The sequence below is a fragment of the Streptomyces sp. NBC_00536 genome (genome assembly GCF_036346295.1).
Lineage (GTDB): Bacteria > Actinomycetota > Actinomycetes > Streptomycetales > Streptomycetaceae > Streptomyces.
Map to the genome: position 1 here is coordinate 2,777,064 of NZ_CP107819.1, position 26,518 is coordinate 2,803,581.

The window sequence follows — 26,518 nt, forward strand, 5'->3', positions numbered from 1 at the left end:
CTTTCGGGTCAGCTGATGCGGCAGCGGTGGGAGCGGGCGGCGAGCTGTGCGGCGGTCGAGGAGCTGTAATCCGAGGACCAGCCGCAGGAGTCGGCGGTGCAGACGGCGGCGTCCTTCGTGCGGCCGTGGCGGTCGCGGTAGTTGCCGATCTGGACGGGCCCGATCTTCATGAGCGAGCGGAAGTTGATCCGGGCGGGCATGGCGGTCTCCTGTCGTCAGGCGAGCTGTGCGGCGATGGCTTCGGCGAGGGTGTGCGGGACACCGAGCCGGGCGCGCAGGGTCTCGGTGTCGATGACCGAGCCGGTTCGGGCGCGGTGGTCGGCAGCGATCTTCTGGGCGTGGGCGACGAGGGCGGGCGGAGCGGTCACCGCAGGTGCGGGTACGGAGCCCGGCGCGACGGGGGTAGGGGCCGGGGCCGACACGACCTGTACGCCGGGTTCTGTCTCCCGCTCGACCACGGGCGCGGGCACGGCCGCCGGAGCGGGATCGGCTTCCGGGTCGCTGGGCGACGTAGGCCGGTGGACCAGGAGCGTCCCGCCGAGGAAGGCGAGCGCGGGCCATCCTGCGACGAGGATCCGGAGCCAGTCCGGGACGTCGCCGAGGTCGAGAAGGCCGGCGGTGGCGACGTTCGCGCCGAGCGAGGCCACCAGGGCGACGGCGAACCAGGCCCAGGCCGAACGCGAGGGCTCCCCCGCGTCCCGCAGGGTGCGCAGGCGGTGCCAGGCTGCGACGAGGAGCAGGTCCACGCTGACCGGATAGGCCCAGGCCTTCCAACCGCGCTGTCCGGCGGCTTCGGCCAGATCGTGGAGGTGGGCGAAGGAGAGCGCTCCGGCAATGACGGCCTGGACGAGGACGGCGTCCGGACGGACCATGTGGGTCACGGTGTTCACCTCCTTTCAGGCATGGATGGGGTAGGGACCTGGCGCGATGAGGCCGCGCCGACCGGGTGGGCCAAGTGCTTAGAAGGCACCCGCTGCGGCGGCCCTGGGCTGGACCTTGCCGACGAGGACACGTACCGGGAGCGCGGGCCGGAAGGGCTCCAGCTCCGGGATGGCCGGGGTGCGGTGCGCGTGGGCGTTGCAGGTGTCCACGGCCTGGCGGAGCGTGGTGTGCGGGGCCCGGATGCGGTACCAGCCGCCAGAGGAGTCGCCGGCCACAGCAGTGCCGGGGCGGTCCTTGTCGATCTGGACGGCGGCGAGGACGGCGTCCGGGGAGATGTCCCCGAAGGCCATGTTCGCCGAGGTCTCGTCGTTCACGCGGTGAGCGGTACGGCCGGTGAGCTGGGCGCGGAGCATGGTGATGCCCTTGCCGAGCTCGGAGCCGAAGCGCTGACCGCAGATCTCCAGGTAGATACCGGCGGCCCTGCCCAGCTGGGAGAGACGGACCAGGTGGGTGACGATCTGATCCCGCCGATCCTCATCCGCCCTGCTCGCGGCGAGGGCCAGCTCCGCAACCTCATCCACGAAAAGCACGACGGGTACGGGGCGCAGGTGCGCGGGCAGATCCCAAATATCGGCGGTGATCTCCGCATCCGGGAGACCGACACTGATGCGCTGCTCGCTCCGGACGAGTTGGTAGACGCGGCCCATGTACTCGACGAGCGCGGCCAGAAGCTCGACCGCTGCATCCGGGTTGTCCGCCAAGGCAGTCAACCGCGCGGCCAGCGGAGCGAGTTCCACCCCGTTCTTGCAGTCGATGCCGACGAGGGCGACGTTCTGCGGCGCGAGCCCCGCGACGAGGGTGCGCTGGTAGACGGATTTCCCCGACTGCGTCGCGCCGACGTTCAGAGCGTGCGGGACCTGCCGGTAGTCCCGGTAGTGCACCGCCCCGTCTTCCCGCAGGGCAACCGGCACTCGGAGTTCCCCACCGGGCACGGCGGCCGCGGGCATGCGCACCCGCTTGAGCACGTCGTATCCGGTCATCCGTAGCTCGACCACGCCGGAGCGGATCTCGCGGGAGACGACGTTGTGGAGGGCGAAGGAGTGTCGTAGCCGATCGGAGGAGGCGGTGAAGTCGAACGCGTCCTGCCCGGGCCGGAGTTTGAGCCGCAGCACCAAGCCGGTCGAGGTGGGGCGAAGCCGCAGGATGCGCGGCGAGCGCGCTTCGGGCGGGGGACGGTTGCTGACCCGGGCGAGCGCCAGTCGCCAGCGGGCGGGCGGGACGGTGAGCCCGCAGGCGTCCATCACCGAGCGGTAGCGGATCAGGACGCGGATCGTCGCGAAGGTGACCCCGAAGGTCATCCAGTACCAGGTGGGCCGCAGCCAGCGCAGGACGAGCACGGCGGCCAGGACCACCAGCAACGTGATCCATAAAGCGTTCATGCTCAGCCAGCCTTGGCCAGCGAGGTGACGGCGACGGCGCGGAAGCTGATCCCGTTGCGCTTCTGGCCGTTGAACTCGTTCTCCCACGGCCGGGCGACCAGGCCGGTCAGCGCGATCGGGGTACCCAGGGTCAGCTCTCCCGAGACGCCGGGCTCCGCCACGGTGATGGATACGACCTCGGCGCTTCCGTTCATCACGAACAGCACGTCCACGGTCATGAGGTTGTTGCCAGTCTCGTTGTCGACGGCGACCTGTCCGGTCTTCTTGTCGCGCAGCTTGAGCTGCGGGGGCTGGGCGACCATCACGGTCGCGCCGGTGGTGTCGACAGGAATCTGACGCACAGCAGATCACTCCCCTATAGAGGTTCAACTCCTGCACTCATGTACATGAGTTACATGAAGAAGAGTGCCCGACTCCTATACATGAGTCAACCCGTCGCGAAGAGAAACTCGCAACGGGCTGTGCGGAGTTGAGCGGCCGTCAGTCGCGCGCGGGAATCCGGTACTCGAAGACGAACTGGTCAGCGGCCATGAGCGTGTCGCAGACCTCCACCACGCGGCCCTCTTCGGTGACGGCGTTACGCAGGAGGTGCACCACCGGAGCACCGGGACTCAACGACAGCTCGGTCGCCTCAGCCTTGGCGGCCGGCCGGGCCTGGAGCGTCTCCACGAACTCGGCGAAGACGTGGCCATGATCCTCCAGCCGGGCATAGATGCCACCCGGGCCTGGGTTGTCCGCGAACAGCTCCGGGATGTCCTTCGCGACGTCCCACGGCAAGTACGAGGTAGCCGTCTCGACCGGCGTCCCGTCCCGGAAGTACAGCCGCCGACGAGCAAGCACCTGAGTCCCCACAGCGACGCCGAGCCGCTCCGCGATCTCCTCCGGGGCCTCCATAGGCCCGCGGAAGAGCATGCTGACCGACGCCTCAGCCCCGGACTGCGCGGACTCAGCCAGGTACGCCGCCTTGCCCTCCTGGCGGTGCGTACGCCGGAAACGGTCCGAGGACCGGTGCCGTACGGGCGGCCGGGCCTTCACGAGCGAACCCTTGCCATGCCGGGTCTCCACGAGCCCGCTGGCCCGCACCTCCACCATGGCCTTCCGAATCGTCCCGCCAGCGACCCCATACCGATCCACCAGCTCGGACTCACTCGGCACCATGTCGCCGGCCTTCAGCACCCCGGCCCGGATCTGCTGCACGATGTCGTCGGCGATCTGCACGTAGCGCGGCACAGCCCCTCGGCCACCTCCCACTGCGGTTCCCATAGTCCTTCTCTTCCTCCTATGCTCCTGTACATGAGTACGGGTTCCCCGCAGCACAAGTCAACGCCACTGCACTCCGTGTCCGTAGCCGGGGCAGTGCTGCGCGAGGACGGCCGACTCCTGGCGATCCGCCGAGCGGACAACGGCACTTGGGAGCTCCCGGGCGGAGTCCTCGAACTCACCGAGTCCCCGGAGACCGGCGTCCGCCGCGAGGTCCTGGAGGAGACGGGCATCCACGTCGAGGTGGACGAGCTGACCGGGGTCTACAAGAACACCACCCGAGGCATCGTCGCCCTGGTCTTCCGCTGCAAGCCGTCAGGCGGCACGGAGCGCACCTCGGCGGAATCGACCGCGGTCGCCTGGCTCACCCCGGAGGAGGTGGCCGCCCAAATGTCCGAGGTCTACGCAATCCGCCTCCTGGACGCCCTGGACCACGCAGGCCCCCACGTCCGCACCCACGACGGCCGCCAGCTGCTCACGGCGTGACACGGGACGAAGCGGTGCAGCTCGTTCAACGCATCCTGGACGGCAGCATCACCGACGAAGCCGAAGTGACCGCCACTTTGGACTCGGCTGTCCTCACATCAGCAACTACATCTTCTGGGACTTCGACCCCGACCTGAACGCCGAAAACGTCGTGAGCCGAGCCCTGGCATACGAGCCCTTCGCACTCTGAACCGGGCAGCGCGGTAAGAGTTTCCCTACTTCATCAAGGGCGCTTCCGCCGCCAAGGCGGCGTCGCGCGCCCGTCGCCCCGGGCCTGCGCTCCTGTCTACGCCCCGCTCCAGCCCGGGACGCCGACCGCGCGCCAACGGCTCAGGACTTGATGGGCTGAATGAGCCCCGCCTGATCGGTGAGCCGCCCGTCAAGACGATGCCTCCGGCGGGGGCGCTCTGACTCTGGGATGCGGGGGCCAGTCGTGCGCCCGCGGCTCCGTTGTGGTTCGGGGTGGGGCTGTCATCCCGTCTGCCGTCGACCCAGGCAAGCCATAGCAGACCAGGCTTCTGGGGCCCAGGTCGTTCGTCCAGCAGGGCGCTCCACCTGGGCCCCAGAAGCCTGGTCTGCTATCACTCCGTGTGGGTCGACGGCAGACGGGATGACAGCTGGTGGGTTGCAGGCGAAGCTGACTGCCACCCTCCGCGAGGATCCCGGGCACGGCCCACATCAACATCAGGCGCTGGGCCATTTCGACCGCGAGCCTGGCTGCGTCGCCCTGGGGGGTCGTTGCCAGTGAGGGTAATGCGGTCAAGGAGTCAGAACTCGCAGGCCTGGATACCGTGGCGGCAGTCCCTGACTCCGCTGCTGGTCCGTCCTATCTCACTGATGATGCTCGGCACGGCGGTGTAGGCGGCCCCGGGTGTCGGCCCGCAGCGCATCCCCCGCCTCAGACCAGTCAAGGCCTACTACACAGACACCACTAAGCGCTATCATCCGATCACCTAACGCATGCGCCACTAGAGAGTAGGCCTTGAACATTGCGCGTTCTCACTCGAATCTCCGTGGCACGACTTCTAGGTCGATATGACCATGAAATCAACTTCCCGAGCGAAGACGATTTCATCATTCTTCACGGCCCGAACGGCGTCGGGAAGACCATGCTACTTGAACTGATCAGGGCGACAGGGTCACCGCTGAGAGTCGGAAGGATTGCCACCCTTCCGTTCGATTCCGTCACTTTCACTTACTCGGACGGCTGCGTCCTCGAAGTAATAAAGAATGATCCCGCGACACCCGCCCTGTTCGAACCCGAGCCAGAAGATCAGAGCATCAACATTCGCTTCAGGCTGCAGACACCCGAGCGAAATACCTGGGTGGAGTGGAGTGCAGGGCTGGCCGGAGGAATCGAGAGGGAGGCTCGACAGCTCTCACGCTACCTACCCGTGGAGCGCCTCGGGCCCGACCTCTGGCACGATCATTCAGCAGATGAGTCTATTAGCTGGTTCGAGGTTTTGGATCGATACGGCGACCTCCTTCCTCAATCAGTATCGCTCCGAAAAAAGTCCATGCCGACCGAGCTTGCCGAATTCGTGGACCAGCTAAATATTCACCTCATTGAAACTCAGAGACTTCTCACATTCGAACCACGGCGCCCAGCCCGAACCCCAAGAGAAAGCCTAGGAAAAAGCGATAAGGTAACCGATTTCTCCAACGACCTGCGTCGGAGACTGGCAGAAGCCTTGGCGGAGAATTCCCGCACCTCACAAGAGCTCGACAGGACGTACCCAAGCAGACTCATTCAGGCAAACACAGAACTTCCGCCAGAGGATGAGATCAGGAGCCGCTATCGCGAGCAGAACGATCTACGTCGCCGATTGGCTGACGTCTCACTGCTCGACGAAAAGGCTGGAAGCATCCTTCTTCCTAAGACCTTGGCCGACTGGGAGAAGAAAGTCCTATGGCTATATCTCGAAGACAGCGAGAAGAAGCTGTCCACGTTCAAAGAGCTTCTTGACCGACTCAGTCTACTACTAGAGATCATCAATGCCAGGTTCCTGTCGAAGAATCTCAAGATTGACAGAAATAAGGGGATCCAGGTAGTCACTGACGACGGAAGGGAGCTCGATCCATCCCGCCTCTCATCTGGTGAGCAGCACGAGCTCGTCCTGCTCTATGACCTGCTTTTCTCCGCACCAGCAGGTGGCCTCGTCCTAATCGACGAACCAGAAATCTCTCTACATGTCACATGGCAGCAGCGCTTCCTTGAAGATATTCAAAGAATCGCAGAGGTGGTCGGATTTAGGTTCATCGTCGCCACTCACTCACCGCAAATCGTGGGGAATTGGATCGGGCGCGCCGTAGCCCTCACCCCGGAGAGGGAAGGGTAGGAACAGAAAATTGTTCGACCTGCTGACAGGCGATGAGCTCTATGCCGAAATGGTCATGCGCAGAACCAATGACGATCGATCCTTCCTCGTCGTTGAAGGGCCAGCAGATCTGGCGGTTTTCGATCGATTTGTCGACAAAAGTCGATGCCTCATCCTTACCGCTCATGGGAAAAGTCGCGCATTGAATGCTATTAAGGCAGCAAACGACAATTCTTTCCCTGGGGCGCTGGCAATCCTTGACCGAGATTGGCTCGGCCTCCTCCCACTCGAAGAAGCCCTCGACCGCATCTCGTACACAGATGACTACGACCTTGACGCTTGCGTATTTTATTCTGAATCCGTCTGCGAAGGTGTAGCGAGCGCGTTCGCTGATCTTTCGGTTTATGAAGTCGGCAAGAACGGCTGCCGGGAGGTGGATATCCACGACAGGTGCCAGTCTCTCGCATTTCCCATCGGGCTCTTGAGGTTTATTTCGGCAAGGGATTCACTCGCGCTCGCTTTGCGCGATTTTCCGATCTCGGCGGCCATCGATCGAGCCACTCTAAAGATCGACGTATCGAAGATAATAAAGATCGCCTTGAGTAAATCGGATGGCTCGTGTCCACTCACCGAAGATGAAATTCTGCAGATCTACTTTGCCGAGGTTGAAAAAGTTCGACACCCGAGGCGCTACTGTTCGGGGCACGATCTGGCAAAGGCGTTTGCCTACCTCCTCAAGAGCCATTGGGGAGCATCCAGCAACGTCGGAGCCGACATCGTAGAGCGCTCGTCACGTGCTGCCATGAGCCTTGAACTACTCAAGAGGCTGGATACACACTCCAATGTGGAACGAGCGGCGGCATCTCTCGGGGTGCGGGTGTGGAAGGGTTAGCCAGCGAATTAAAAAATGCGAGCGAGAGTCTTTTGCACCAGCCCTCGTGCCAACAGCTCGCTTTGGAAGGCAAGCCGGACCTCACACCAAGCCGAGTGACCTCCGGAACCGTTTGCCAGTGACACACACACGAACAGTGAAGCCCCTGGGCTGGGCTGGGGGCTTCACAGTCGCCGGGTCTCGTGTGACTAGTCAGAGGGTTCTTCTTCGCGGGCGTAGGGAGCTGATATCGCTAGGCGGCGGCCTCGGCTGGTTGCTACGCGGACTGCGTCCCTCAGGGCTCCAGCCAGGTCCGTTGCCAGGAGGCGGAGTTCGTCACCGTCCGCCGCCTCGTCCTGGAGGACCCCAAGGGCATAGTCCAGGAGTCCGGTCGTGCAGCCGGATCATTCGGAGGCCAGCGGTCTGGGCAACGCGGATGAAGGAGCGGTAGACGTTGCGCGGCTCGACCGGACGGCCAGTGCGGGTGGTGAGGACATGGCCGCTGTCCGTCCGCTTCTCCCCCGCGCGGGCTCGCTGGCTGCTCTGCTGCATCCGGTGCCAGCGCAGCGATGCGATGCACATCGCGGGGATCGTGACCGCTTGGGGTCATCTTCGTAGAGGACACCGTGGCGGCGCTGGGTCTGCCGGCGGACGTAGTGCACGCGCTTATCGAGGTCGAGGTCCGCCCAGCGGAAGCCGACCAGCTCGCCGCGCCGGAGCCCCATGGTGACGGCGAGCACGAAGGCCGCGTAGAGCAGGTCGGTCCGGACTGCGGCGAGGAAGTCGAGCGTCTCGGCCAAGGATCAAAGACTCAGCTCCCGCGACTACGGCCGGGGAGGCTCAACGAGCGATGCCGCGTTGCGCGCGATCACAAGCACGAGCGGCGCTTCGTTAAACCCAAATCGGCTTGGATCACACTATCTAAGGCGCCTTAGACTCGACCCTCGCCCGATCGAGGGCCCTATGCAGGGCACTTGCGACCGACAGCCATTCGACTACTTCGTCGGCATTGAAGTTTGGGTCAGAAGGTCTGTGCGCACGAGGATTCCGCGCTGCTCGAAACAACGCCATACCCAAATGCATGTAACCATCCTGCTCGCTTATCTCCGACTTTGTGGCGCCGTCATTAATAGCGATCAGTCGACGACTTCCCAGGGTGTTAGTCACCAGGGACGTGCCGTCGTCGTCTAGTCCGCTTAGATGACGAAGCCTTGCCCCGACACTCTTGCACGCTTCTTCAACCGCCTCGTCACCATGACCACTCGTAAGCCTGGCCAGCGCCCTGGACCGGACAGCGGAGTGTAGGTGTTGCACGCGTGACTCGACGGCATTGCCAACGGTCACAGAATTCACTTTGGCCGCCTCTGGATACTTAACGACCTGAAGAATGAACGCCTGAAGATTACGCACGAGTTCTTCACAGACACGCTTAACGGGGCCGGAAGCGAATACCCACGATGTGTCTTTTTGATTCTTAGACAGGATGATCGACACAATCATTTCCGACTCACCACTGCCACGTTCAATCCGCGAAATGTCCACCTCAGTCACATCGCGACGATCATCACCGAGGTCAATTTGGGCATCAATAAGCGAGCCGTAACTTCCGCGAAGATTACGTGCACCCTTAACCGCGATTTCGGTCTCTACGCCAGGCCACTGATCAGTCAGCCGTTCCGCCTCGCGAATAATCTCTTCAATTAGTTCCCAGTCCTGATGATGCCCGTGGGGAATCAATGCATTGGCGGAGAAATGTCGCGTCGCCACTTCACTAGCCACCTTACTAATGGAGGTCGGCTCAGCAGCAAGCTGATCCGCCGTAAATTGCTTGAACAGGACTTCCGGGTCAGCGAACTGACGCCCAATCAGTCGCATACACAGCCTCAGACAGTGCAACGCTTCACCTCGCGTCAGGTGACGGCCCTCGAACCCAGTTCTGCACGATTGATCGCCCGAGCAGGGACCCACCCATATGCGCCCTCCACGGACAGGGTTGGGCCGGGGCACTCGGCAGTGACCGCCGGGGCACGGATGGGCGCGGAGCCTGGCCTCTGTTGCGATGCACGCATGTGCTGGAAGGCTGGACTGTGCGCCGGCGCACAGTGCTGCGGCAGCTGCGGTCTATTCGTGGACCGGCGGAACGACAGAGGGCATCCATAGGGCCTTGACCTGCTGAAACGCGTGAGACGCACGGGGCCTCCGGAGCCGTGTGCCAGTCCTGGTAGTGGCGGCAAGGCGAAGCCCCAGACGAATCTGGGGCTTCGCCGTCGCTGATGAGTGGGGCGCGGTGTCCTAGACAGATGGCGACGGGCTATTGGAGTCGCCGCGCCCCTCGTGCGGCGAGTGGGCTTGCGTTGGTAGGCGGTGGCCGCGGCTGGCTGCCACTCGGACCGCATCTCGCAAGGCTTCGGTCAGGTCTGTTGCCAGGAAGCGCAGTTCGTCCGGGTCCGCCTTCTCGTCTGCGAGTAGATCGAGCGCCTGGTCCAGGAGGTCGAGCCCTCGGTCCAGTTGTAATGCTTCGGTGTTGTCAGCCAGGCGGGACAGATAGCTGTCGTTGGCGCCAGCGCTCAGGAAGCAGGGTTTGTCGTCGGGGCCCGACCATGGGAGGAGTCTCAGTTCGTCGCGAGACGTCATTTGTTCGAGTTCCCCTCTTCTGGCGCGTGGCGGGTAGCGAAGAGGGCGTCGGATCGGTCTCCTGGGAGGACCAGGATGGCTGCTTCGACCACGCGGCCGATGACGTCGGTTGCCACGCGTGTGATCACGAGGATTGCCAAGGATTGGCTAATCCGAAGGACCGCTGCTTCTTCCGGGGTCGGGAGGCGGGCGTTGATCCTCTCCTGCACCTCAGCCAGGGGTGGGCGCAACGAGGCCAGCGTCGCCGTTACCACGGAGCATGATGGCGGGTCGGGGATGACGGCCGGCGCCAGGTCGCGAGGAACGTAGACGCGGGTCAGGCTATGCGGCGTCGTTCCGTCGTGGCAGAGGTGGAGGAATTCCGTCAGGGGGCTGCGGGGTGCGACCTTGAGCAGGGTTGCCAGGGGGCCTTGAGCTCGAAGATTGGTGGTGCTGACGCTGACGCTTAGGACCCCGTCGGGTGCGAGCTGTACGGCTCGGGTGTGTCCACCGCCGAGGTACGTGATTTTGTGGAGGGGGTGGCGGATGAAGTTGCCGCTGCCGTGGATCTTCTCGATGAGGCCTTCGCCCTGGAGGAGCGCGAGGGCGTTCCGCAGTGTCGGCGTGCTGACCTTGTAGCGGGCCGCCAGTTGAGCCTCGGAGGGGAGGCGTTCGCCAACTCTCAGGCGCCCCGTCGAGATCTGGTTGCGGAGGTCTTCGGCAATGGCGTGCCGGCGAGAAGGGGCGGGGTGGGTCACCACTGGCTCCGCATCCGGAGAGCGACGAGGCGCGTTCGGGAGTGCATGGTCAGTTGCTCGCCCGTCTCGAAGCACAGTTTCTTTGCGCTGGCGGGAAGTTGAATTAGGTCAATGACCCGGCACGGCTGGCCGCCGACCTGGATGACGTCGCCGCGCTGCACGCTGGTCGACGTGATCTCTACTCTCGTCGCGATGGGGCCGCTCGGCTTCCATCCGCTCACGGGGTCACCCGATCCGGGTCCGGCCGGTCGGCCGTTGTGTGGCACGAGCAGTCGCACGCCTCGTAGATCACGGGCACACCTACCGGCGCTGTGGCAGGGGACGACTGGGTGCAGTCGTAGTGTGTGCCGATCGCGCACGAGGTCGACCGGTACGCGATGACCCTCGCGTGCGTGGCATAGGAGAGTGCAGGGAGTTGCAGCCCACTGGTGCGAGCGGTGGTGGGGCCCATACGGTTGTGCACGCTGATCAGCTCCTATCGCTGATGGCCAGGTCCCCGGACGTCGCCCGTCGCGGGGACCGTTCTCTGTACGGCGGCCCAGAGGGTGCGGCCGGTCAAACTGCTGGCGAGGAGCCCGAATCGGTCGGCTTCCGCCACCACTTCCAAGACCTCCTGCCATGCTTCGGCGGGGAGCGCTTCCGGTACCTCCGCTTCGATCGACGTGTATCGGGCGTGCTCCTCCACACGCGTGACCAGCCCCAAGGCGGACAGCCGGGCGGCGATGCCCTCGGCCCGTGTTTCCGATGCGGGCACAGGGAGGCCTCCGTCGCCGGGTGATCACGTTGAGTGAAGCTAGTTAACTAGATTAGAGCTAGTGGACTAGATTTTCTACATGCCTGAGCAGCCGCCTTATCTCCGCGTCGCCGACGTCCTGCGGCAGCGGATCGCGGAGCATGTGTGGACGGCCGGAGATCGGCTCCCCTCCCGCGCCCAGCTCGCCGAGGAGTGCGGCGTCGGCGAGAACGTGGTTCGGCGGGCGCAGGAGCTGCTGATCTCCCAAGGGCTGCTGGAGGGGCGCGCAGGCTCGGGGACGTACGTCGCCGAGGCTCGGCGACGCGTGCGGGTGGTCCGCTCCTCGGCGCGCGAGCAGCTGGGCGGTTCGCCGTTCCGGGCGGACATGCAGGCCTTGGGCAAGCAGGGCGACTGGGAAAGCCGGACCGAAGCGAAGGTGCCAGCCCCGGCCGAGATCGCGGCTCGGCTCGGGATCGCCGAGGGCGACCTGTGCGTGCGTACGGTTTATGAGTTCCTCGCCGATGGGCGGCCGGTGCAGCTGTCGACGAGTTGGGAGCCGTACGAGCTGACCTCGGGCACGCTCGTCGTCCTGCCGGAGGGTGGGCCGCACGCCGGTGTTGGCGTCGTGAACCGGATGGCCGCGATCGGAATCACGGTCACCCATGCCGTGGAACAGCCGGAGCCGCGGCAGGCGAGCGCCGAGGATGCCTCGCTCCTGGGGATCCAGAAGGCGGCTCTCGTCACGCACATCCGGCGGACGTACTACAGCGACCAGGGGCGGCCCGTGGAGACGGCGGACATCGTCATCCCCGCCGCACTGTGCGAGATCGTCTACGAGATCCCTGTCGGTCGCTAACGCGAGAGACCGAGGCGGCCGCTTGGTCGACCGCAGGTTAGCTTGGCCGTATGGATGAACCGGTGATCAAGGTGCAGAGCTCAGTTGGCGAGGCCCTCATAACGGCCAACGCGGAGGGACTTCGCCTCCTCGCGGAGCGACTGTTGGAACTTGCCAACCCTGACCTGCGGAACGGGTACCACCTTCACCTTGATGCGGGCGTTGACCTTGAGGACGGCTCGTCCGGCCTCGTTCTGGAGCGTGACGACTCGCTCTAGGCGCGCACTCACGTGCTCACACGGCCCCCGAAGGTGGTGGCTGCTCGACCTGATGCCGTACGCCGGCGCAGGCCACCAGTGCGCCACCGTCCTCCGTGAGGAAGATCGTGTAGATCCATGACCTGTCGGAGGCGGTGATCTGCCCGATGCGGATGGGCTGAGGGCGCTCACGGAGGAGTTCCACCGCTCGTTCCCATCCCAGGTTCTCGGCCCCCTTCCGCCGCATGCGCCGAAGTCGCATCGCAAAGATTCCTGCATGGCCGTCCGAGAGCCTCGTCCCGGCCTCCCAGACGACGTAATCGGCACCGTCGGCGAGGGCCGCCAGAGCAGCTTTGGATGCTGCGTCGTCACCGACCAGCAGCCGCATCAACTCATGTCGTTCCATGGCCCCTCCCTGACTGGCATCCTGCGATGCGGCAGCGACGTGCCGCAACCGCGTATACCGGTCGCCACCGCTGCCCCCTGGGGCTCAGCGGGCCGTGTCCCCCGCGTGCCCGAACGGGAGGGCTTCGGCGGGGAGCCTCGGGGAAAGCCGGGGAGGCGGGCGGGGACGTGCAGGTCAGGGCCTTGGCCGGTGAGGGGGATAGTGCGTACGCAATCTTCCAAACTAGCTACGCGGGTTCGATTCCCGTCGCCCGCTCTTGTATGGCTCAGGGCCAGGTCAGAGGATGTTTCCTCAACCTGGCCCTGAGTCGTTCCCGGGGCCATGATCAGGTCGGGGTGGTCCGTTCCACCGGGAGAGCCGGACCGAGGTGAAGGTGCCTGCGCAGACGGCGCCCTGTGCGAGATCGCGTACGAGGTCCTTGTAGGTCAATCCTTCTTGAGCTCGAAAAGGTCAACCCTCGCAACGCATACGTTTTCTTCTATCCGTTTTGCCCGGCGTACGATCTCAGGGTTTTTATTTAGCGCAGCAAAGTCCGCATGCGCCATATCCACGCGATGCCGCACCTCAAAACATTGCACATCTGTGGGATTTGGCAGGTCATCTACCAGCATCATCGCGCTCAGGGCCCAGTATGCCCGGGTGTACTGGCGGGCTTCGACGGCTATGTACCGGTTACGCTTCCCCTCTTGCTCGGATATTTCCAGCGCCACCTTGTACTCTTTCATCATCGCGTCAAAATTGAGATTTTGGGCGGCGATGTCGCCGAGCACGCGATGGGCTTGGAGCGCTTCGAGCGGATCGTCCATCCGTGGAACCCCGGCACCGTCAGGCGTCGTGTGGGCAGCGAGTTCCACTGCCCGGCCAGCCATGCGAGCCGCGAGTTCAAGGTCCGTGGTCGAAAGTGCCAGGAAAAGTCCGATGACTCTGTATGTCGATGCGCTGATGTTCAGCCTTTTCTGCCCGTACTGAGAGACCAGGGCGTCCACCTGCCTGGCGAGTGTGACGATCTCATTTCTACGGCCGGATCCACCCGTTCGGTCCATCTCGCTCATCTGCACTACATAGTCAGATATCTCGGTGCGCGCCGCATTCTGCTGCTGCGCATCGGCGATTCCCTGGGATGTATGGACGGCGACAAGCGTCGAGAAGAGAGATATCGTAGTAGCTATCACCGCAACGGTGGCACCGGCTACTGCCGCCCATGCAGACATCCGTTCCGTACCAGACGAAGGCGTTGCAATCCGCCACGTTCGCCGGACAGACCGAGGCATGTCCCTCTCCCGTTCTCCGTCGTCACTACCGACCATCCAGCACGGAACGGAGCTTGACCACCGGGAGACAGCCAAGTGGGCCCGCCGGTATACCGCGTGCTCTTCCCAGAGGCTTGCGGTGGCGAGAGTTACCGTGGTGGACACATCGCAGTACCGTGCTCCCCACGTGCCCGATGCGGTGACGACGAGGTACCTCCCCCGTACGATCACCGCACGTCGTCCAGGTGGTTCGCATGAGCGCAGGTATGGCACTCGCCGTCAGCCACACCAGGGAATGGATCATCCGCAACGCCAAGGGGCGGAAGTTCGTCTACGAGTCCGCGGCGGAAGCCTTCGGGGAACTACACGAGTACGGCGAGGGAGCCGTCGTCCTGACCCGCGAGGTCTACCGCGGCATGTTCCGCACCAAGCCCGTCACCGACTGGCGAGAGGTCCCGCCGCCGACCGCCGATCCCGGCGTCGAGTGCCCGCGCTGAAGAGACGCCCATGACAGACGCAGACGTCGCCCTGCATTTCGAGCGTGTCCGTACGCGAGGGGCTCACAACGATCTCCGACTGCGCATCGGCCCTCACCGGCAGAAATGCGATTCGTACTACTTCGCGATCGATGACTCCCCCCAGGCCCCCGGCGGCCTGGGCCCAAGGCTCGCGCGCCTGCTGGACCAGTGGATCACCCAAGTAGCCCGGCTCACGGATGGGGGCGGCACGGCCTACCTTCCGTACGACTTCTCCGATCAGTGCAGAGCATGGCTGCGAGTGTCGTCCGCAGACGGGCAGAGTGCCGAAGTCCAGGCCGGGTGGAGCCTGCGGGAAGCGTGGGAATCGCACCCTCCGACTACCTGGCCACAGCTTCCGAGGTAACGGACTTCGACCCGATCACCAATGCCCGCACCGAGTGCTCACTGCCCGAGCTGCTCGCACGCATTGAGGCCGACAGGACCACTCTTGCCGCCACAGGACCGTAGCGCGGCAAGAGTTTCCCTGCTCCATCAAGGTGCGGTTCCTCGGCACGCGAGCAGCCGAGCGGGTCGCCGTTCCGGGCGGACATGCCAGCGAGCGCCGAGGAGGCATCGCTCCTCGCGATAAGAAGGGGCACCACTGTGGACGCGGAGCGCAAGGCCCGCATCGCCGACCTGGCCTCGACGGCGCGGCCTGTCTGGGCGGGGAACCATGACGGCGACGCCCTACAGGAGTTCCTGAAGAAGGCCGGCTGTGCCGGCGTGGACGCGGTCATGGTGACCATGCGGGTCGCCGGGTGCGACCTTGGCGAGGCGCAGAGGATGTTCCTCACTGCGTCTTGCCGAGCCGCCGAACTCGCCTTCCATGATGAGGTCATGCAAGGCCTTGAGTCATCTCAGGGCGACGCCTGAGCGCGCCGGTCGAGTTCCTTACCGCGGTGGGCACCCGACGGCCCGGCGTACACCCGCACACGCCACCAGCGCGCTGCCGTCCTCCGAAGACGCCTGCGTGCCGCTTCGAGGAAGAAGCCCGATCCGGTACATCGTGGGCACCGCCGGACCGGAGGGCGGCCAGGGCAGCAACGGATGCCGCATCATCGCCGGCCAGTAGCCGTTCCAACTGATGCCGTTCCATCGCCGCCCCCTGTGGGCATCCTGCGATGCGGCAGCGACGTGCCGCAACCACCTATACCCCTCATCACCGCTGTCTCCCAGAGCGCTGCGGGCCGTGTCTCCCCCGCGTGCCCGGAGGGGAGGGCCTCTTGGGGGGGGGAGACTCGGGGAAGGTCGGCAGGCGGGCGGGGACGGGGAGGTCAGGGGGTGAGGAGGGGGAGGTGGGTGAAGGTGTGGGCCAGGTCGAAGTGCTTCGCCTTCTCCTGGCGGGAAGCGGGGTCGTAGACCGTGCTGAACGGCTTCGCGGCCGGGGCCTGGACCAGGAGGGTGGCCGTGCCCGGGGCGACCGCGCCGAGGGAGTGGATCTCGGAGTGGGCGATCGCGTACGTCTCGCCGCTCGGGCGGCGGTGGTCGCCGGCCGCCGTGATGCGGCCCTCGTGGATGCGCCAGCGGCGTTCGCGCAGTTCTCCGGCCAGGACCGCGCTCACGAAGGAGTAGCGGTGGTCGTGGATCGAGGCGGCGTGGCGGTCCTCGCCGGGGATCCAGGGTTTGTAGGTGTGCAGCCAGACGCGCAGGCCGCGGTGTTCGCCGCCGGCCAGGCACCACTTGAAGTGGGTGGGCGTCTCGACCGAGCGGACCATGAGCAGGTCGCGGCCTGCCGGTGAGAGGGCCGACATCTCCTCGCGTACGGCGTTCAGCACGTCGTCCGTGTCGCAGATGTCGGCCCGCACGCTTTTGAGCAGGTCTTCTTCGCCGAACCGTGAGGCCGCGGCCTCCCAGGAGCTAAACAGTGCTCCCATCGTGGCTGAACGCCCCATGCGGAATCTCCGTCCGAAAGACCTGCTTGATGGTGTTGACCGTGAAGTCGTCGAGCTTGGATTCGCTCAGTTCATCGAGCCGTACCCAGCGGAAGTCCTGGTTGGAGCGGTCCAGTACGACTTCCTTGTCCGGGGCCTCGACCTCGAAGTTGACCTGGACGTTGTGGACTTCCTCGCCGTCCTTCTGGCTCATGAAGGTGGAATAGCCCACGATCCGCCGGACCGTGCCGGTGATTCCGGATTCCTCGCGCAGTTCGCGCAGGACGGCTGTTTCGAGGTCTTCGCCGAATTCGATCTTTCCGCAGGGCAGCCCCCACGCGCCCGGCATGAACTTCTCCGACATGCTGCGCTGCAGCACGAGGACATGGCCGTCGATGACCGGGATGGCGCCGACGAGAACGATGAACTTCACTTCTGGAGCTCCCTGGGTTTGTTCGTTCGTGTGGGTTGTCCGTGTCATGCGTTGGTGGTTCTGAGGAAATCGAGGAATCCCTCCATGCCCCTCCAGTACGCCTCGCTGTACCGGGCCAGGTCGGCCGGGGAAAACGGCCGTGCGAAGCGGGACGAGAGGAGATCGCACATCTCCCGCTCGGTCAGGTCCCTCCTGATGTGGATGACGTCGTCCGCGATGTCGTGCCTGCGGACCAGGTCCAGCCGGTGCACCTGGTAGGCGAAGGAGCCCGGGCGGAAGGCCACCGTCAGGGGAAAGGGACGCCGGTCGGCGTCGGGGGCGTGGAACCAGCTCACGAAGACACGGCTGTCCGTGAGTTCGACGCGGGTGACCGACGTGTCGGGGCTGAAGGCGACGTCGACCGAGCAGTACGCCCGGCAGTCGTAGAGGCCGACGAAGGAGGAGATCATCTCCTCCAGCAGGGCGTCGAACAGCTCACCCGCGTTGCTCGCCGCGTACTTCGGGTTCTTGAGCCGGTCCGCGACCCGGGTCCGCACCGCCGCGGCGGCCGTGGGGCCCGGGATGAAGACCTTCACCGAACTCGGGCACCGGCGGGACGCCTTGATCCGCGCGGGCAGGTACTTGGCGCTCGTACCGCGGAAGTAGAAGGAGGAGCTCCGCTCGAAGGCCTCCATCAGCGCGGTGTTGAACGCGCGGTCGAATCCGTCGGTCGCCGGATAGGTCGCGTCGGGGAGGTAGAGGCCGTTGTCGCTCTGCCATTCGCGGAGCATGGACCGCGAATGCTCCAGGAAGTTCAAGGAGATCTCCGACCGGATGAGGGACCTGTTCTCCCGGTCGCTGAGCAGGGCGAAGACCACCGCGAATACGGCCGAGCCGACCAGACTGACACCCAGGTCGGACAATTTCTGCGGCACGGTGTCCGCGGTGTTGGTCATGGTCAGATACGCGCCGCTGGCGAGGCATACGACGATTCCCAGGCCGAAGGCATAACGGGCGGCGAACCTGCGGGCGGCCGTTCCCCTGGATATCAGGTCAGCCATCGCGCACACCCCGTCCCACGCACACCAGACCGACCACTCCCGTGCGGTGACGGGGCATATCCCGTGCGAGTGGCGAGCGTAGCGGATGTGCGGGGGCCCCGGGGCGCGCTCCCGGCCTCTTGGTTATCTGTTGACCCGCGGTGTTGACCGCGGGTGAATTCGATCAAGCGGAATAGGGAGTCGGGCTAGAGCTTGATGCCTGCGATCGTGTCCGCGAGGGAGTTGAGGAAGCGGTTCACGTCCGGCGCGATGGAGCTGGAGGCCAGGAAGAACCCGAAGAGGGCGGCGACGAGCGCGGGGCCCGTCTTGATGTGGTTGCCGCGGATCAGCACCACCAGGATGACCGCCAACAGAACCACCACTGACAGCGAAATGGCCACTACTGATCACACCTTCGGTCGTCCCCTGGTCGGCCCGAGGGCGCGCGGCCACGCGCGTCCCCCAGGAACATCGTGCCACCAACGGGCCCCGGCTATCCGCCCGGTGACGACCCTTTCTGCCAACTGGGCCGGATTCAGAGGCCGAGCAGGGACCGCACGCGGGCATATTTGCGGGTCAAGCGCAGCCGGGTCGGCTCGTCCAGGACGGACAGCCGGGCCGGGTCCGCGTTGTGGGCGAGGTCGGCCTCCTTGACCAGCAGGGCTCCCGGGGTGGCCAGGATGCGCGCGGTGTACTCCTCGACCGGTTCGCCCGGGCGCTTGGTGACCGCCAGGACCATGTCCTTCACGGACCGCGGGAGGGCGGCGGTTTCCAGCCACTCCCGGCTCAGGGCGTCGTCCTCGACCGCGTCGTGCAGCCAGGCCGCCGCCTGCTGCCCGGTGCTGCCGCCGCGGATACGGACGCCCTCGGCGACGGCGGCGAGGTGCTCGGCGTACGGACGCCCGGCCTTGTCGGTCTGGCCCGCGTGCGCCGCGCGGGCCAGGGCCTCGACCTCGGTGAGGGTGAGCGGGGGCGCGGGCGGGGGCGGTGGAAGTGGTGTGCTGTCGGTCATGCGATCCCCTCGGCGGCGGCGCGCAGGGCCCGGGCGGCCCGGTGCACATCGGCGGGCGTGGTGCGCCAGTTGGAGAACGCGGCGCGCAGGGCCGGGGTTCCCGCGAAGACGGTGGGGGTGACGAAGACCTCGCCGTTCGCCGCCTCGCGCAGGGCGGTCAGGCGGGCCGGGGTGGGGTCGGTGGCGAGGGTGAAGCAGACGACGTTCAGCCGGACCGGTGCGAGCAGCGTGAAGGCCGGGTCGCCGGCCAGTTCCGCGCCGAGGGCCCGGGCGCAGGAGATGTCCCGTTCGACGATCTCCCGGTGGCCCTGGCGCCCGTACGCCCGCAGCGTGAACCAGGCCGCCAGAGCGCGCAGCCGGTGGGAGTTCTCGGGGGTGAGGTGGACCAGGTCGGGGTGGTCGCCGAGCGGGCCGAGGTAGGCGGCGGAGTTCTGGAACACGCGGGCCTGGAGGTCGCGGCGGCGGGTGAACAGGACGGCGCTGTCGTAAGGGACGTTGAGCCACTTGTGGAGGTCGACGGTGACGGAATCGGCCGCACCGAGGCCGTCGGTGAGGTGGGCGTGCTCGGGCGAGAGGGCCGCGAAGGCGCCGAAGGCGGCGTCGGTGTGGAGCCAGAAGCCGTGGCGTTCGCGGAGCGCGGCCACGGCGCGGAGGTCGTCGAAGTCGACGGTGTTGACGGTGCCCGCGTTGGCGACGACCACGCAGGGGCCGGGGGCGTCGGCGAGGGCCCGGTCCAGGGCGGCCGGGTCGACGGCCTCGCGGCCGGGCAGGGTCGGCACGGGGACCAGGGCCGCGCGGCCGAGGCCGAGGACGGCGAGGGCCTTGGCGATGGAGGAGTGCGGGGCGCCGGACAGCACCCGGACCGGGCCGAGGGCGGCCGCGCCGTCCTCGGCCGGGGAGACCCCGGCGCGCTCCCCCAGCCACTCGCGGGCGACGGCGAGGCCGGTGGTGTTGGACATGGTGGCGCCGCTGACGAAGGTGCCGGTGTGGGCGTCGCCGAGCCCGAAGAGTTCGCGCAGCCAGTGGGTGGTCTCGCGCTCCAGGTCCTGGCCGGCCGGATCGAGGGCGGAGTTGGAGTTCTGGTCGTGGGCGGCGGTCAGCCAGTCCCCGGCGAGGGCGGCGGGGGTGACGCCGCCGGTGACGAAGCCGAGGTAGCGGGGGCCGGCGGAGGCGGAGAAGCGGGGGGCCCAGCGTTCCTGGAAGGCGGCGAGGGTGTCGGCGAGGCCGGTGCCCTTGTCCGGGAGCCGTGCACCTGGCGGTGGGCCGGGGTTCGCGGCTTGCGGTGGGCCGGGGTTCGCGGCTTGCGGTGGGCCGGGTCGTGCACCTGGCGGTGGGCTGGGGTGAACGTCCGGCCTTGGGGCGGGCGGTGGTACGACGGGACGCTCGGCCAGGGTGGCCAGCGTGTCGGCGGCTGCGCGGCGGGTGGCGTCGAGCAGTGCGGGGAGGTCGGCGAGATCGGCGGCGAGCGTGGGATCCATGGGGGCACGCTAGGCCGGTCACGTGCGCGGGACCCGGTCCAATCACCGCGAAGTGGCCGGGTGGGGCGGGGCCGCGAGGGCCGCCGGAGCGGGCGGGGTGGGGCGTCGGGGGCCGGGGTGCCGTGTGCCGTGCCGGTGGCGGGCCAGGGGCCGGGGGGTCGGGCCAGGGGCCCGGCATCGGGGAGCGGAGCGCCGTACCGGCGCGGGCCGGGGCCGGGGCTGGGCCGGGCCGGGCCGGGCCAGGAGCGGGGACCCGGGGTCGGGGTCGGGGTCGGGGCCCGGTGGGGAGTGGGGGTTGTGGTGCGGCTGGGGGTGGAGTGGGGGCGTCGTAGGGTCGGTGTATGACGGGGAAGCGGGCGTGGGGGATGTGCACGGGCGTGGTCGGGGTGGGGGTGTTGGCGGCGGTGTTGGTGGGGTGTGACACGCCGCCGGCGCCGGAGCCGGTGGGCGGGGCGACCGTTCGGCCGAGCCGGGAGGCGGTGGGCGGGCCGGATGGTCGGCCGAGCCGGGAGGCGGAGGGTGGGCCGGGTGGTCGGGCCGCCGCGGAGGGGGGCGGGCCGAGTGGGCGGGCGGGTGCGGGCGGGCCCAGTGGACGGGCTGCGCCTGAGGGGGGTTGGCCCGGTGGGCGGGGTGCGTCGGGTGAGGTGTGTTCCGGGGGTGGGGTGCGGCTCAGTGAGGAGCAGGAGGACGCGGCGATGGGGCTGCGGGCCGGGGGGCTGCGGCTGGTCAACTGCGGGACGCAGGCCTACCGGCTGGACGGCTACCCCGAGGTACGGGTGCTCGACGCGGATGCGCGGCCGGTGGCGCGGGTGGCGGTGGTGCACGGCTCGGGCGGGATCAGCACGGGCGTGCCCGGCATGGACCGACCCCCGGAGCCGGTGGTCCTGATGCCGGGTGAGAGCGCGAGTTTCCCGCTGCTGTGGCGGAACACGGTCACGGACGGGGCCGCGGTCGACGGCCGTTACGTCGAGGTGGTGCCGCGCCCGGGGGACGCGGCGGTGCGGTTGGAGCTCGTCCACTCCCTTGACCTCGGGACGACCGGGAAGCTCGGCATCGGCCCGTGGCAGCCCGCGAGGACGGCACCGTGATCGTCTGGCTCAACGGCCCCTTCGGCGGCGGCAAGACGCAGACCGCGCACGAGCTGCTGCGGCGGCTGCCCGGCAGTGTGGTGTGCGATCCCGAGCACATCGGCTTCGGGCTGCACCGCGCGCGGCCGCCCGCGCTGCGCGGGGACTTCCAGGACCTCCCGGCCTGGCGCCAGGGCGTGTTCGAGGTGCTGGACCTGGCCGCCGCGCGACACCCGGGCCCGGGGGTGGTGCTGGTCCCGATGACTGTCACCGAGCCGCGCTACTTCGCCGAGACGGTCGGGCGGCTGCGCGAACGGAGCCACGACGTACGGCACTTCGCCCTGCTGGCCGAGCGTGCGACCGTACTGCGGCGGGTCCGCGAGCGCGGTCTGGGCCGCGGCCTCAAGCGCGAGAGCTTCGCCGTCGCGCGCCTCGACGGGGCCCTGGGTCCTGTCGTCACATTGCCGTCGTCGCCCGAAGGGCGGCCCCGCGGCGTCTGGCGGCGAGAGTGCGTGCCAGACGCCGCGGGGCAGACGGGAATGTGACGACAGGACCCAGCCGCCCTGCGCGCACCGGAGTTCGCGGAGCACCTGTGGACGGACCGGCTGTCCGTGTCCGGGGGCGCGGACCGGGTCGCCGCAAGCGCGGGCCTGTCGCTGAACCCGGACACGGACGGCCCGCTGCGCGGACGGCTGCGGCGTGCGCTGGTCGGCGTACGCAACATCAGGCGGCGGCGGCCGGGTGGGTGAGGGTGGTCATGCGGGACGCGACCGCGTGGGCGGGGCTGCGCGGCAGGCGGTCCGCGATCAGGCCGTCGGCGAGGAAGAGGACCTGGTCGGCGTGGGCGGCGGCGGCCGGGTCGTGGGTGACCATGACCACGGTCGCGCCGAGGCTGTCCACCGCGCCCCGGAGCAGGGCGAGGACCTCGGCCGCGGTGGTGGTGTCCAGGGCTCCGGTGGGCTCGTCCGCGAAGACGACGTCGGGGCGGGTGACCAGGGCCCGGGCGATGGCCACGCGCTGCTGCTGGCCGCCAGAGAGTTCGCCGGGGCGGCGGTGTCCCTTGCCTTCGAGGCCGACCTGGGCGAGCAGGGCGGCGGCGCGGGCGGGGCCGCCCGCCGTGGCCCGGCCGCCCGCGAGGCGCAGCGGGAGCAGGACGTTCTGCTCGACGGTGAGCGAGGGCAGCAGGTTGAAGGCCTGGAAGATGAAGCCGAGGCGGCTGCGGCGCAGGGCGGTGAGCTGGTTCTCGTTCATGCCGGTGATCTCGGTGCCGCCGAGGCGGACGGAGCCGGAGGTGGGGTGGTCCAGTCCGGCGGCGCACTGCAGGAAGGTGGACTTGCCGGAGCCGGAGGGGCCCATCACGGCGGTGAAGCTGCCGCTCGGCAGGCTGAGGTCGATGCCGCGCAGGGCGTGGACGGTGCCCGCGCCCCGCCCGTAGGAGCGGCGTACGTCGCTCAGTTCCACGGCGGGGGCGACCCCCGGGACGTGTCCGGCCCCCGTCACGTCCCACTCGCCATCGCTGCCGCGCCCGAACCCCATGGTGTGCCGCCTTCCGCGTCTGCCGTTCCCGCTCGTGACCTTGACGCTACGCAGCGGGCGGGGGCCGGGCCATGGTGGAAACGGGCCGGTCAGGGGTGGGGGAAACCCCACCCGACGAGTTCAGAGAACTCAGAGCGAGGACTCAGGGCGAGGACTCAGATCGAGCGGCGGATCAGCAGCAGCGCGCGGTCGTCGTTGACGTCCTTGGCGACCTTCTCGATCAGGTGCCAGGTCGCGCCCTCCCAGCCGGAGGCGACGTAGCGGTCGGCTTCGCCGGTGAGCCGGTCGATGCCCTCGCTGATGTCGCGGTCGGCGGTTTCGACGAGCCCGTCGGTGAAGAGCATCAGGACGTCGCCGCGGCGGAGGTTGCCGTGCGCGGCCTCGAAGGTGGCCCCGTCGTAGACGCCGAGGAGCGGGCCCTCGCCGCTCTTTTCCTGCCAGCGGCCGGTGCCCGCGGAGAGCTGGAGGGCGGGCAGGTGGCCGGCCGAGAGCAGGTCGTAGTCGCCGGTCTCCAGGTCGAGGACGAGGTGGATGGAGGTGGCGAAGCCCTCGTCCCAGTCCTGGCGCAGCAGGTAGCCGTTGGCGGCGGGCAGGAAGTCCCGCGGGGGCAGCGAGCCGAGCAGGCCGCCGAAGGCGCCGGAGAGGAGCAGGGCGCGGGAGCCCGCGTCCATGCCCTTGCCGGAGACGTCGGTGAGGACGACTTCGAGGGTGCGGCCGGCGTTGGTCCGGGCGGCGACCACGAAGTCGCCGGAGAACGACTGGCCGCCCGCCGGGCGCAGGGCCATCTCGCGGTGCCAGCCGCGCGGCAGGTCGGGCAGTTTGCTCTGGACCCGGATGCGTTCGCGCAGGTCGAAGAGCATGGTGCCGCCGCGTCTCCAGGGCACGCCGACGCGGCTGCGGAACTGGGCGATGACCAGCCCGAAGAAGCCGCAGGCGGCGACGACCAGGATGGTGCCGGGGGTGACCCGGGCGGGCCCTTCGGTGTACGGGCCGAGGACCAGGGCCTCGACGATCAGCGCGCTCGCGGAGGCGGCGTAGAGGGCGAGCAGGCTGGCGGGGCGCAGCAGCAGGCCGCCCGCGACGATGGGCAGGACGAGCGCGGACGGCGAGAACCAGACGGGCAGCAGGAGCGTGCCCCAGGTGATCGCGGGGACGGTGAGGATCAGGCCGCCGAAGGCGAGCCAGTCGGAGGCGTCACCGCGGAAGTAGTCGACGGCGGATTTGCGCAGGGCTGTGCGGACCCGGTGCGAGGTCTTCCGCAGCCGTGCCGTGAGGGTCTCCATCCGTGCTCCGCCCATTGTTCGGGACCCTATCCATCCTGACTGTGAGCGCGCAGGGGTACCCCCCGACCGCCCGGTGATTTCAGGACCAAAACGGGTCGACCGGGATGGATCGCCCTGGTAGGCATGGCCCCATGGCTCATGAGACGCGGGTATTGCGGCCCGAAGAATGGGATGTCTGGTACGACCATCTGGAGCTGGCCTTCGGCGGTGTGCCGGAGGCGGCGGAAGAGCGTGAACTGTACAGGTCACTGACGGAGACCGGGCGTTCGCTGGGGGTCTGGGACGGGGAGACCTGCGTGGCCTCGGCGGGTGCCTTCACCTTCCGGGTCTCGGTGCCCGGCGGGGCGCTGGTCCCGGCGGCGGGCGTGACCATGGTCGGCGTGACGCCGACGCACCGGCGGCGGGGGCTGCTCGGCGCGCTGATGCGCCGGCAACTGGACGACATCCGTGCGGGTGGCGAGCCGCTCGCCGTGCTGACGGCGTCGGATCCGGCGATCTACGGACGGTTCGGCTACGGCACGGCGACGTACGCGCTGGCCGTCGACATCGACACGACCCGGGTCGGGCTCCGGCTGCCGCCGGGGACGGACGGCGTGCGGCTGCGCCTGGTGGATCCGGAGAAGGGCCTGGCCGCGTGCGAGGAGGTGTACGCGGAGCTGGTGCCGCGGCGGCCCGGGATGACGGCGCGGCAGCCGGGCTGGGAGCGGCAGGCGCTGCTCGATCCTGAGTCGAACCGCGCGGGGCGCTCCCCGCTGAAGTGCGTGCTGGCGGAGCGGGAGACGGACGGGCGGGTGGTGGGTTACGCCCGCTACCGGGTGCGGCCGGACTGGGACCCGGCCGGTTCGGCCGGGGTGGTGGACGTCCAGGACCTCGACGCGCTGGACCCGGCGGCGTACGGGGCGCTGTGGTCGTACGTCTTCGGGATCGACCTGACCTGGACGGTACGGGCGCACAAGCGGCCGGTGGACGATCCGCTGCTGCACCTGGTCAGTGACGTGCGCCGGGCGCGGCCGCGCACCCGGGACTCGATGCACGTGCGTCTGGTGGACCTCGGGGCGGCGCTGGAGGCCCGGACGTACGGGGCTCCGGTGGACGTGGTCTTCGAGGTGGCGGACGCCTTCTGCCCGTGGAACGCGGGGCGCTGGCGGCTGACCGGCGATGCCAAGGGGGCGTCCTGCGCGCGGACCGGGGATCCGGCGGAGCTGGCCCTGTCGGTGGCGGAGCTGGGCGCGGCCTATCTGGGCGGGGTCACCCTGACGTCACTGGCGGGCGCGGGTCTGGTCACCGAGCTGCGGCCGGGCGCGCTGGCGGAGGCCTCCCGGGCCTTCGTGAGCGACCTGGCGCCCTGGCTCCCGCACGGGTTCTAGCACCCGGGCTACCTGGGCTGGCAGCCCGGGCACCAGAAGAGGTTGCGGGCGGCGAGGTCGGCGGTGCGGATCTCGCCGCCGCACAGCAGGCAGGGCAGGTGCGCGCGGCGGTAGACGTAGACCTCGCCGCCGTGGTCGTCCACGCGCGGCGGGCGGCCCATGGCCTCGGGGGTGTGCTCCGGGCGGACGGTGTCGATGCGGTTCAGCCGGACGCCCTCGCGCATCAGCGCGGCGAGGTCGCGCCACATCGCGTCCCATTCGGCGCGCGTGATGTCCCGGCCGGGCCGGTAGGGGTCGATGCCGTGCCGGAAGAGGACCTCGGCGCGGTAGACGTTGCCGACGCCCGCCACGATCTTCTGGTCCATGAGGAGCGCGGCGATGGTGGTGCGGGAGCGGGAGATCCGCGCCCAGGCCCGGTCGGGGTCGTCGGCGGGGCGCAGCGGGTCCGGGCCGAGGCGCTCGTGTATCGCCTGCTTCTCGGCGCCGGTGATCAGCGCGCAGGTGGTGGGGCCGCGCAGGTCGGCGTACTGCTCGCGGCCGACGAGGCGCAGCCGCACGGTGTCCGTGGCGGGCGGGGCGGGGACGGGTCCGAAGCCGTACTTGCCGAAGAGGCCGAGGTGGATGTGGACCCAGTCCCCGGCGGGGCCGTCGAAGCCGAGGAAGAGGTGCTTGCCGTGCGCCTCGGCGGTGTCGAGTTCCCGGCCGTCGAGCAGGGCCGCGCTCTCGGCGAAGCGGCCCTGGGGGCTGCTGACGCGCAGCGCCCGGCCCGCGAAGCGCTCGGCGTGGTCCTGGGCGAGGCGGTGGATCGTATGCCCCTCGGGCACGG

The 26,518-nt window shown here is 68.1% G+C and carries 30 protein-coding genes and 1 pseudogene; 10 read left to right on the top strand and 21 right to left on the bottom strand.

Translation table 11 applies throughout. From position 1 onward, the window contains the following. Positions 1-8 precede the first annotated feature (8 nt). The 5 genes from OHS33_RS12105 to OHS33_RS12125 all read right to left on the bottom strand — a co-directional run bounded on the left by OHS33_RS12105 (position 9) and on the right by OHS33_RS12125 (position 3,584). Positions 9-200 (bottom strand): mobile element transfer protein, encoded by a 192-nt coding sequence (locus OHS33_RS12105; RefSeq protein ID WP_330330396.1) that lies wholly within the window; start codon positions 198-200, stop codon positions 9-11. Positions 201-215: 15 nt separating this feature from the next. After that, positions 216-872 (bottom strand): DUF2637 domain-containing protein, encoded by a 657-nt coding sequence (locus OHS33_RS12110; RefSeq protein WP_330335019.1) that lies wholly within the window; start codon positions 870-872, stop codon positions 216-218. 87 nt (positions 873-959) lie between these two features. Beyond that, complete coding sequence (locus tag OHS33_RS12115; protein WP_330330397.1) at positions 960-2,321, bottom strand: FtsK/SpoIIIE domain-containing protein; 1,362 nt, start codon at positions 2,319-2,321, stop codon at positions 960-962. 2 nt (positions 2,322-2,323) lie between these two features. Then, complete coding sequence (locus OHS33_RS12120; RefSeq protein ID WP_330330398.1) at positions 2,324-2,662, bottom strand: SCO3933 family regulatory protein; 339 nt, start codon at positions 2,660-2,662, stop codon at positions 2,324-2,326. Positions 2,663-2,801: 139 nt separating this feature from the next. Further along, a complete protein-coding gene (locus OHS33_RS12125) occupies positions 2,802-3,584 on the bottom strand; it encodes a GntR family transcriptional regulator (protein WP_330330399.1) in 783 nt (260 codons plus the stop codon). A gap of 18 nt (positions 3,585-3,602) precedes the next feature. On the opposite strand from OHS33_RS12125, the gene OHS33_RS12130 reads away from it, so the two are divergent. The 3 genes from OHS33_RS12130 (at position 3,603) to OHS33_RS12140 (ending at position 7,277) form a co-directional block, all read left to right on the top strand. Beyond that, positions 3,603-4,067, top strand: a complete 465-nt coding sequence (locus OHS33_RS12130) for an NUDIX hydrolase (RefSeq protein WP_330330400.1) — start codon at positions 3,603-3,605, stop codon at positions 4,065-4,067. 1,013 nt (positions 4,068-5,080) lie between these two features. Next, the gene (locus OHS33_RS12135; protein ID WP_330330401.1) at positions 5,081-6,406 is read left to right on the top strand and encodes an AAA family ATPase; all 1,326 of its coding nucleotides are present in this window, start codon (positions 5,081-5,083) and stop codon (positions 6,404-6,406) included. 10 nt (positions 6,407-6,416) lie between these two features. Further along, a complete protein-coding gene (locus OHS33_RS12140; RefSeq protein WP_330330402.1) occupies positions 6,417-7,277 on the top strand; it encodes a hypothetical protein in 861 nt (286 codons plus the stop codon). A 357-nt stretch (positions 7,278-7,634) separates the two neighbouring features. On the opposite strand, the pseudogene OHS33_RS12145 reads toward OHS33_RS12140, so the two are convergent. The 5 genes and pseudogenes from OHS33_RS12145 to OHS33_RS12165 form a co-directional block, all read right to left on the bottom strand. Then, positions 7,635-8,128: pseudogene (locus OHS33_RS12145) on the bottom strand (tyrosine-type recombinase/integrase); the annotation flags it as partial. A gap of 49 nt (positions 8,129-8,177) precedes the next feature. Continuing rightward, a complete protein-coding gene (locus tag OHS33_RS12150; protein ID WP_330330403.1) occupies positions 8,178-9,131 on the bottom strand; it encodes a TIGR02391 family protein in 954 nt (317 codons plus the stop codon). Positions 9,132-9,548: 417 nt separating this feature from the next. Beyond that, entirely contained in the window at positions 9,549-9,890 is a 342-nt protein-coding gene (locus OHS33_RS12155; RefSeq protein WP_330330404.1) for a hypothetical protein, read from the bottom strand. Further along, the gene (locus tag OHS33_RS12160; RefSeq protein ID WP_330330405.1) at positions 9,887-10,627 is read right to left on the bottom strand and encodes a GntR family transcriptional regulator; all 741 of its coding nucleotides are present in this window, start codon (positions 10,625-10,627) and stop codon (positions 9,887-9,889) included. The genes OHS33_RS12155 and OHS33_RS12160 overlap by 4 nt, the downstream gene beginning before the upstream one ends. A 475-nt stretch (positions 10,628-11,102) precedes the next feature. Further along, on the bottom strand, positions 11,103-11,381 hold the full coding sequence (locus tag OHS33_RS12165; RefSeq protein ID WP_330330406.1) for a hypothetical protein: 279 nt from the start codon (positions 11,379-11,381) through the stop codon (positions 11,103-11,105). A gap of 79 nt (positions 11,382-11,460) precedes the next feature. On the opposite strand from OHS33_RS12165, the gene OHS33_RS12170 reads away from it, so the two are divergent. Both OHS33_RS12170 and OHS33_RS12175 read left to right on the top strand, forming a co-directional pair. Further along, a complete protein-coding gene (locus tag OHS33_RS12170) occupies positions 11,461-12,216 on the top strand; it encodes a GntR family transcriptional regulator (RefSeq protein WP_330330407.1) in 756 nt (251 codons plus the stop codon). A 50-nt stretch (positions 12,217-12,266) separates the two neighbouring features. Beyond that, positions 12,267-12,473 (top strand): Imm32 family immunity protein, encoded by a 207-nt coding sequence (locus OHS33_RS12175; protein WP_330330408.1) that lies wholly within the window; start codon positions 12,267-12,269, stop codon positions 12,471-12,473. 16 nt (positions 12,474-12,489) lie between these two features. Here the strand turns inward: OHS33_RS12175 and OHS33_RS12180 are convergent, their stop codons facing one another. Together OHS33_RS12180 and OHS33_RS12185 are read right to left on the bottom strand one after the other, a co-directional pair. After that, positions 12,490-12,858: a hypothetical protein gene (locus tag OHS33_RS12180; protein ID WP_330330409.1), complete on the bottom strand. Its 369-nt coding sequence runs from the start codon at positions 12,856-12,858 to the stop codon at positions 12,490-12,492. Positions 12,859-13,283: 425 nt separating this feature from the next. Further along, positions 13,284-14,069, bottom strand: a complete 786-nt coding sequence (locus tag OHS33_RS12185) for a hypothetical protein (RefSeq protein ID WP_330330410.1) — start codon at positions 14,067-14,069, stop codon at positions 13,284-13,286. A gap of 293 nt (positions 14,070-14,362) precedes the next feature. Between OHS33_RS12185 and OHS33_RS12190 the strand changes: the two genes are divergently transcribed. Together OHS33_RS12190 and OHS33_RS12195 are read left to right on the top strand one after the other, a co-directional pair. Next, positions 14,363-14,605: a hypothetical protein gene (locus OHS33_RS12190; protein ID WP_330330411.1), complete on the top strand. Its 243-nt coding sequence runs from the start codon at positions 14,363-14,365 to the stop codon at positions 14,603-14,605. A 624-nt stretch (positions 14,606-15,229) separates the two neighbouring features. Then, positions 15,230-15,499, top strand: a complete 270-nt coding sequence (locus OHS33_RS12195; RefSeq protein WP_330330412.1) for a hypothetical protein — start codon at positions 15,230-15,232, stop codon at positions 15,497-15,499. 401 nt (positions 15,500-15,900) lie between these two features. Here OHS33_RS12195 and OHS33_RS12200 read toward each other — a convergent pair whose 3' ends face one another. The 6 genes from OHS33_RS12200 to OHS33_RS12225 form a co-directional block, all read right to left on the bottom strand. Further along, complete coding sequence (locus tag OHS33_RS12200) at positions 15,901-16,518, bottom strand: hypothetical protein (RefSeq protein WP_330330413.1); 618 nt, start codon at positions 16,516-16,518, stop codon at positions 15,901-15,903. After that, a complete protein-coding gene (locus tag OHS33_RS12205; protein WP_330330414.1) occupies positions 16,484-16,930 on the bottom strand; it encodes an NUDIX hydrolase in 447 nt (148 codons plus the stop codon). Before OHS33_RS12205 ends, OHS33_RS12200 begins: the two co-directional genes overlap by 35 nt. A 44-nt stretch (positions 16,931-16,974) precedes the next feature. Beyond that, on the bottom strand, positions 16,975-17,970 hold the full coding sequence (locus OHS33_RS12210; protein ID WP_330330415.1) for a hypothetical protein: 996 nt from the start codon (positions 17,968-17,970) through the stop codon (positions 16,975-16,977). A gap of 185 nt (positions 17,971-18,155) precedes the next feature. Beyond that, positions 18,156-18,350, bottom strand: coding sequence for a hypothetical protein (locus OHS33_RS12215; RefSeq protein WP_330330416.1), 195 nt, complete (start codon positions 18,348-18,350; stop codon positions 18,156-18,158). A gap of 134 nt (positions 18,351-18,484) precedes the next feature. After that, positions 18,485-18,961 carry an HD domain-containing protein gene (locus tag OHS33_RS12220; RefSeq protein ID WP_330330417.1) on the bottom strand — a complete coding sequence of 159 codons (477 nt, stop codon included), beginning with the start codon at positions 18,959-18,961 and terminating at the stop codon, positions 18,485-18,487. After that, positions 18,958-20,439, bottom strand: coding sequence for a pyridoxal phosphate-dependent decarboxylase family protein (locus OHS33_RS12225; RefSeq protein WP_330330418.1), 1,482 nt, complete (start codon positions 20,437-20,439; stop codon positions 18,958-18,960). Before OHS33_RS12225 ends, OHS33_RS12220 begins: the two co-directional genes overlap by 4 nt. 662 nt (positions 20,440-21,101) lie before the next feature. On the opposite strand from OHS33_RS12225, the gene OHS33_RS12230 reads away from it, so the two are divergent. Together OHS33_RS12230 and OHS33_RS12235 are read left to right on the top strand one after the other, a co-directional pair. Further along, on the top strand, positions 21,102-21,527 hold the full coding sequence (locus tag OHS33_RS12230; RefSeq protein WP_330330419.1) for a DUF4232 domain-containing protein: 426 nt from the start codon (positions 21,102-21,104) through the stop codon (positions 21,525-21,527). After that, positions 21,524-22,051 carry an AAA family ATPase gene (locus OHS33_RS12235; RefSeq protein ID WP_330335020.1) on the top strand — a complete coding sequence of 176 codons (528 nt, stop codon included), beginning with the start codon at positions 21,524-21,526 and terminating at the stop codon, positions 22,049-22,051. Before OHS33_RS12230 ends, OHS33_RS12235 begins: the two co-directional genes overlap by 4 nt. 178 nt (positions 22,052-22,229) lie before the next feature. On the opposite strand, the gene OHS33_RS12240 is transcribed toward OHS33_RS12235, so the two are convergent. Beyond that, positions 22,230-23,042, bottom strand: a complete 813-nt coding sequence (locus OHS33_RS12240) for an ABC transporter ATP-binding protein (RefSeq protein WP_330330420.1) — start codon at positions 23,040-23,042, stop codon at positions 22,230-22,232. Positions 23,043-23,197: 155 nt separating this feature from the next. Then, positions 23,198-24,325: a PP2C family protein-serine/threonine phosphatase gene (locus OHS33_RS12245; protein WP_330330421.1), complete on the bottom strand. Its 1,128-nt coding sequence runs from the start codon at positions 24,323-24,325 to the stop codon at positions 23,198-23,200. Between the two features lie 131 nt (positions 24,326-24,456). On the opposite strand from OHS33_RS12245, the gene OHS33_RS12250 reads away from it, so the two are divergent. Next, positions 24,457-25,692 (top strand): GNAT family N-acetyltransferase, encoded by a 1,236-nt coding sequence (locus tag OHS33_RS12250; RefSeq protein WP_330330422.1) that lies wholly within the window; start codon positions 24,457-24,459, stop codon positions 25,690-25,692. An 8-nt stretch (positions 25,693-25,700) separates the two neighbouring features. On the opposite strand, the gene OHS33_RS12255 is transcribed toward OHS33_RS12250, so the two are convergent. Next, on the bottom strand, positions 25,701-26,516 hold the full coding sequence (locus OHS33_RS12255) for an Fpg/Nei family DNA glycosylase (RefSeq protein ID WP_330330423.1): 816 nt from the start codon (positions 26,514-26,516) through the stop codon (positions 25,701-25,703). Positions 26,517-26,518 lie beyond the last annotated feature (2 nt).

Bases quoted from the DNA above. Each gene is read 5' to 3' on its own strand.
- OHS33_RS12105 (WP_330330396.1), bottom strand. From the start codon at position 200: ATGCCCGCCCGGATCAACTTCCGCTCGCTCATGAAGATCGGGCCCGTC.
- OHS33_RS12110 (WP_330335019.1), bottom strand. From the start codon at position 872: ATGGTCCGTCCGGACGCCGTCCTCGTCCAGGCCGTCATTGCCGGAGCG.
- OHS33_RS12115 (WP_330330397.1), bottom strand. From the start codon at position 2,321: ATGAACGCTTTATGGATCACGTTGCTGGTGGTCCTGGCCGCCGTGCTC.
- OHS33_RS12125 (WP_330330399.1), bottom strand. From the start codon at position 3,584: ATGGGAACCGCAGTGGGAGGTGGCCGAGGGGCTGTGCCGCGCTACGTG.
- OHS33_RS12130 (WP_330330400.1), top strand. From the start codon at position 3,603: ATGCTCCTGTACATGAGTACGGGTTCCCCGCAGCACAAGTCAACGCCA.
- OHS33_RS12150 (WP_330330403.1), bottom strand. From the start codon at position 9,131: ATGCGACTGATTGGGCGTCAGTTCGCTGACCCGGAAGTCCTGTTCAAG.
- OHS33_RS12155 (WP_330330404.1), bottom strand. From the start codon at position 9,890: ATGACGTCTCGCGACGAACTGAGACTCCTCCCATGGTCGGGCCCCGAC.
- OHS33_RS12170 (WP_330330407.1), top strand. From the start codon at position 11,461: ATGCCTGAGCAGCCGCCTTATCTCCGCGTCGCCGACGTCCTGCGGCAG.
- OHS33_RS12175 (WP_330330408.1), top strand. From the start codon at position 12,267: ATGGATGAACCGGTGATCAAGGTGCAGAGCTCAGTTGGCGAGGCCCTC.
- OHS33_RS12180 (WP_330330409.1), bottom strand. From the start codon at position 12,858: ATGGAACGACATGAGTTGATGCGGCTGCTGGTCGGTGACGACGCAGCA.
- OHS33_RS12185 (WP_330330410.1), bottom strand. From the start codon at position 14,069: ATGTCTGCATGGGCGGCAGTAGCCGGTGCCACCGTTGCGGTGATAGCT.
- OHS33_RS12190 (WP_330330411.1), top strand. From the start codon at position 14,363: ATGAGCGCAGGTATGGCACTCGCCGTCAGCCACACCAGGGAATGGATC.
- OHS33_RS12200 (WP_330330413.1), bottom strand. From the start codon at position 16,518: ATGGGGCGTTCAGCCACGATGGGAGCACTGTTTAGCTCCTGGGAGGCC.
- OHS33_RS12210 (WP_330330415.1), bottom strand. From the start codon at position 17,970: ATGGCTGACCTGATATCCAGGGGAACGGCCGCCCGCAGGTTCGCCGCC.
- OHS33_RS12220 (WP_330330417.1), bottom strand. From the start codon at position 18,961: ATGACCGACAGCACACCACTTCCACCGCCCCCGCCCGCGCCCCCGCTC.
- OHS33_RS12225 (WP_330330418.1), bottom strand. From the start codon at position 20,439: ATGGATCCCACGCTCGCCGCCGATCTCGCCGACCTCCCCGCACTGCTC.
- OHS33_RS12240 (WP_330330420.1), bottom strand. From the start codon at position 23,042: ATGGGGTTCGGGCGCGGCAGCGATGGCGAGTGGGACGTGACGGGGGCC.
- OHS33_RS12245 (WP_330330421.1), bottom strand. From the start codon at position 24,325: ATGGAGACCCTCACGGCACGGCTGCGGAAGACCTCGCACCGGGTCCGC.
- OHS33_RS12250 (WP_330330422.1), top strand. From the start codon at position 24,457: ATGGCTCATGAGACGCGGGTATTGCGGCCCGAAGAATGGGATGTCTGG.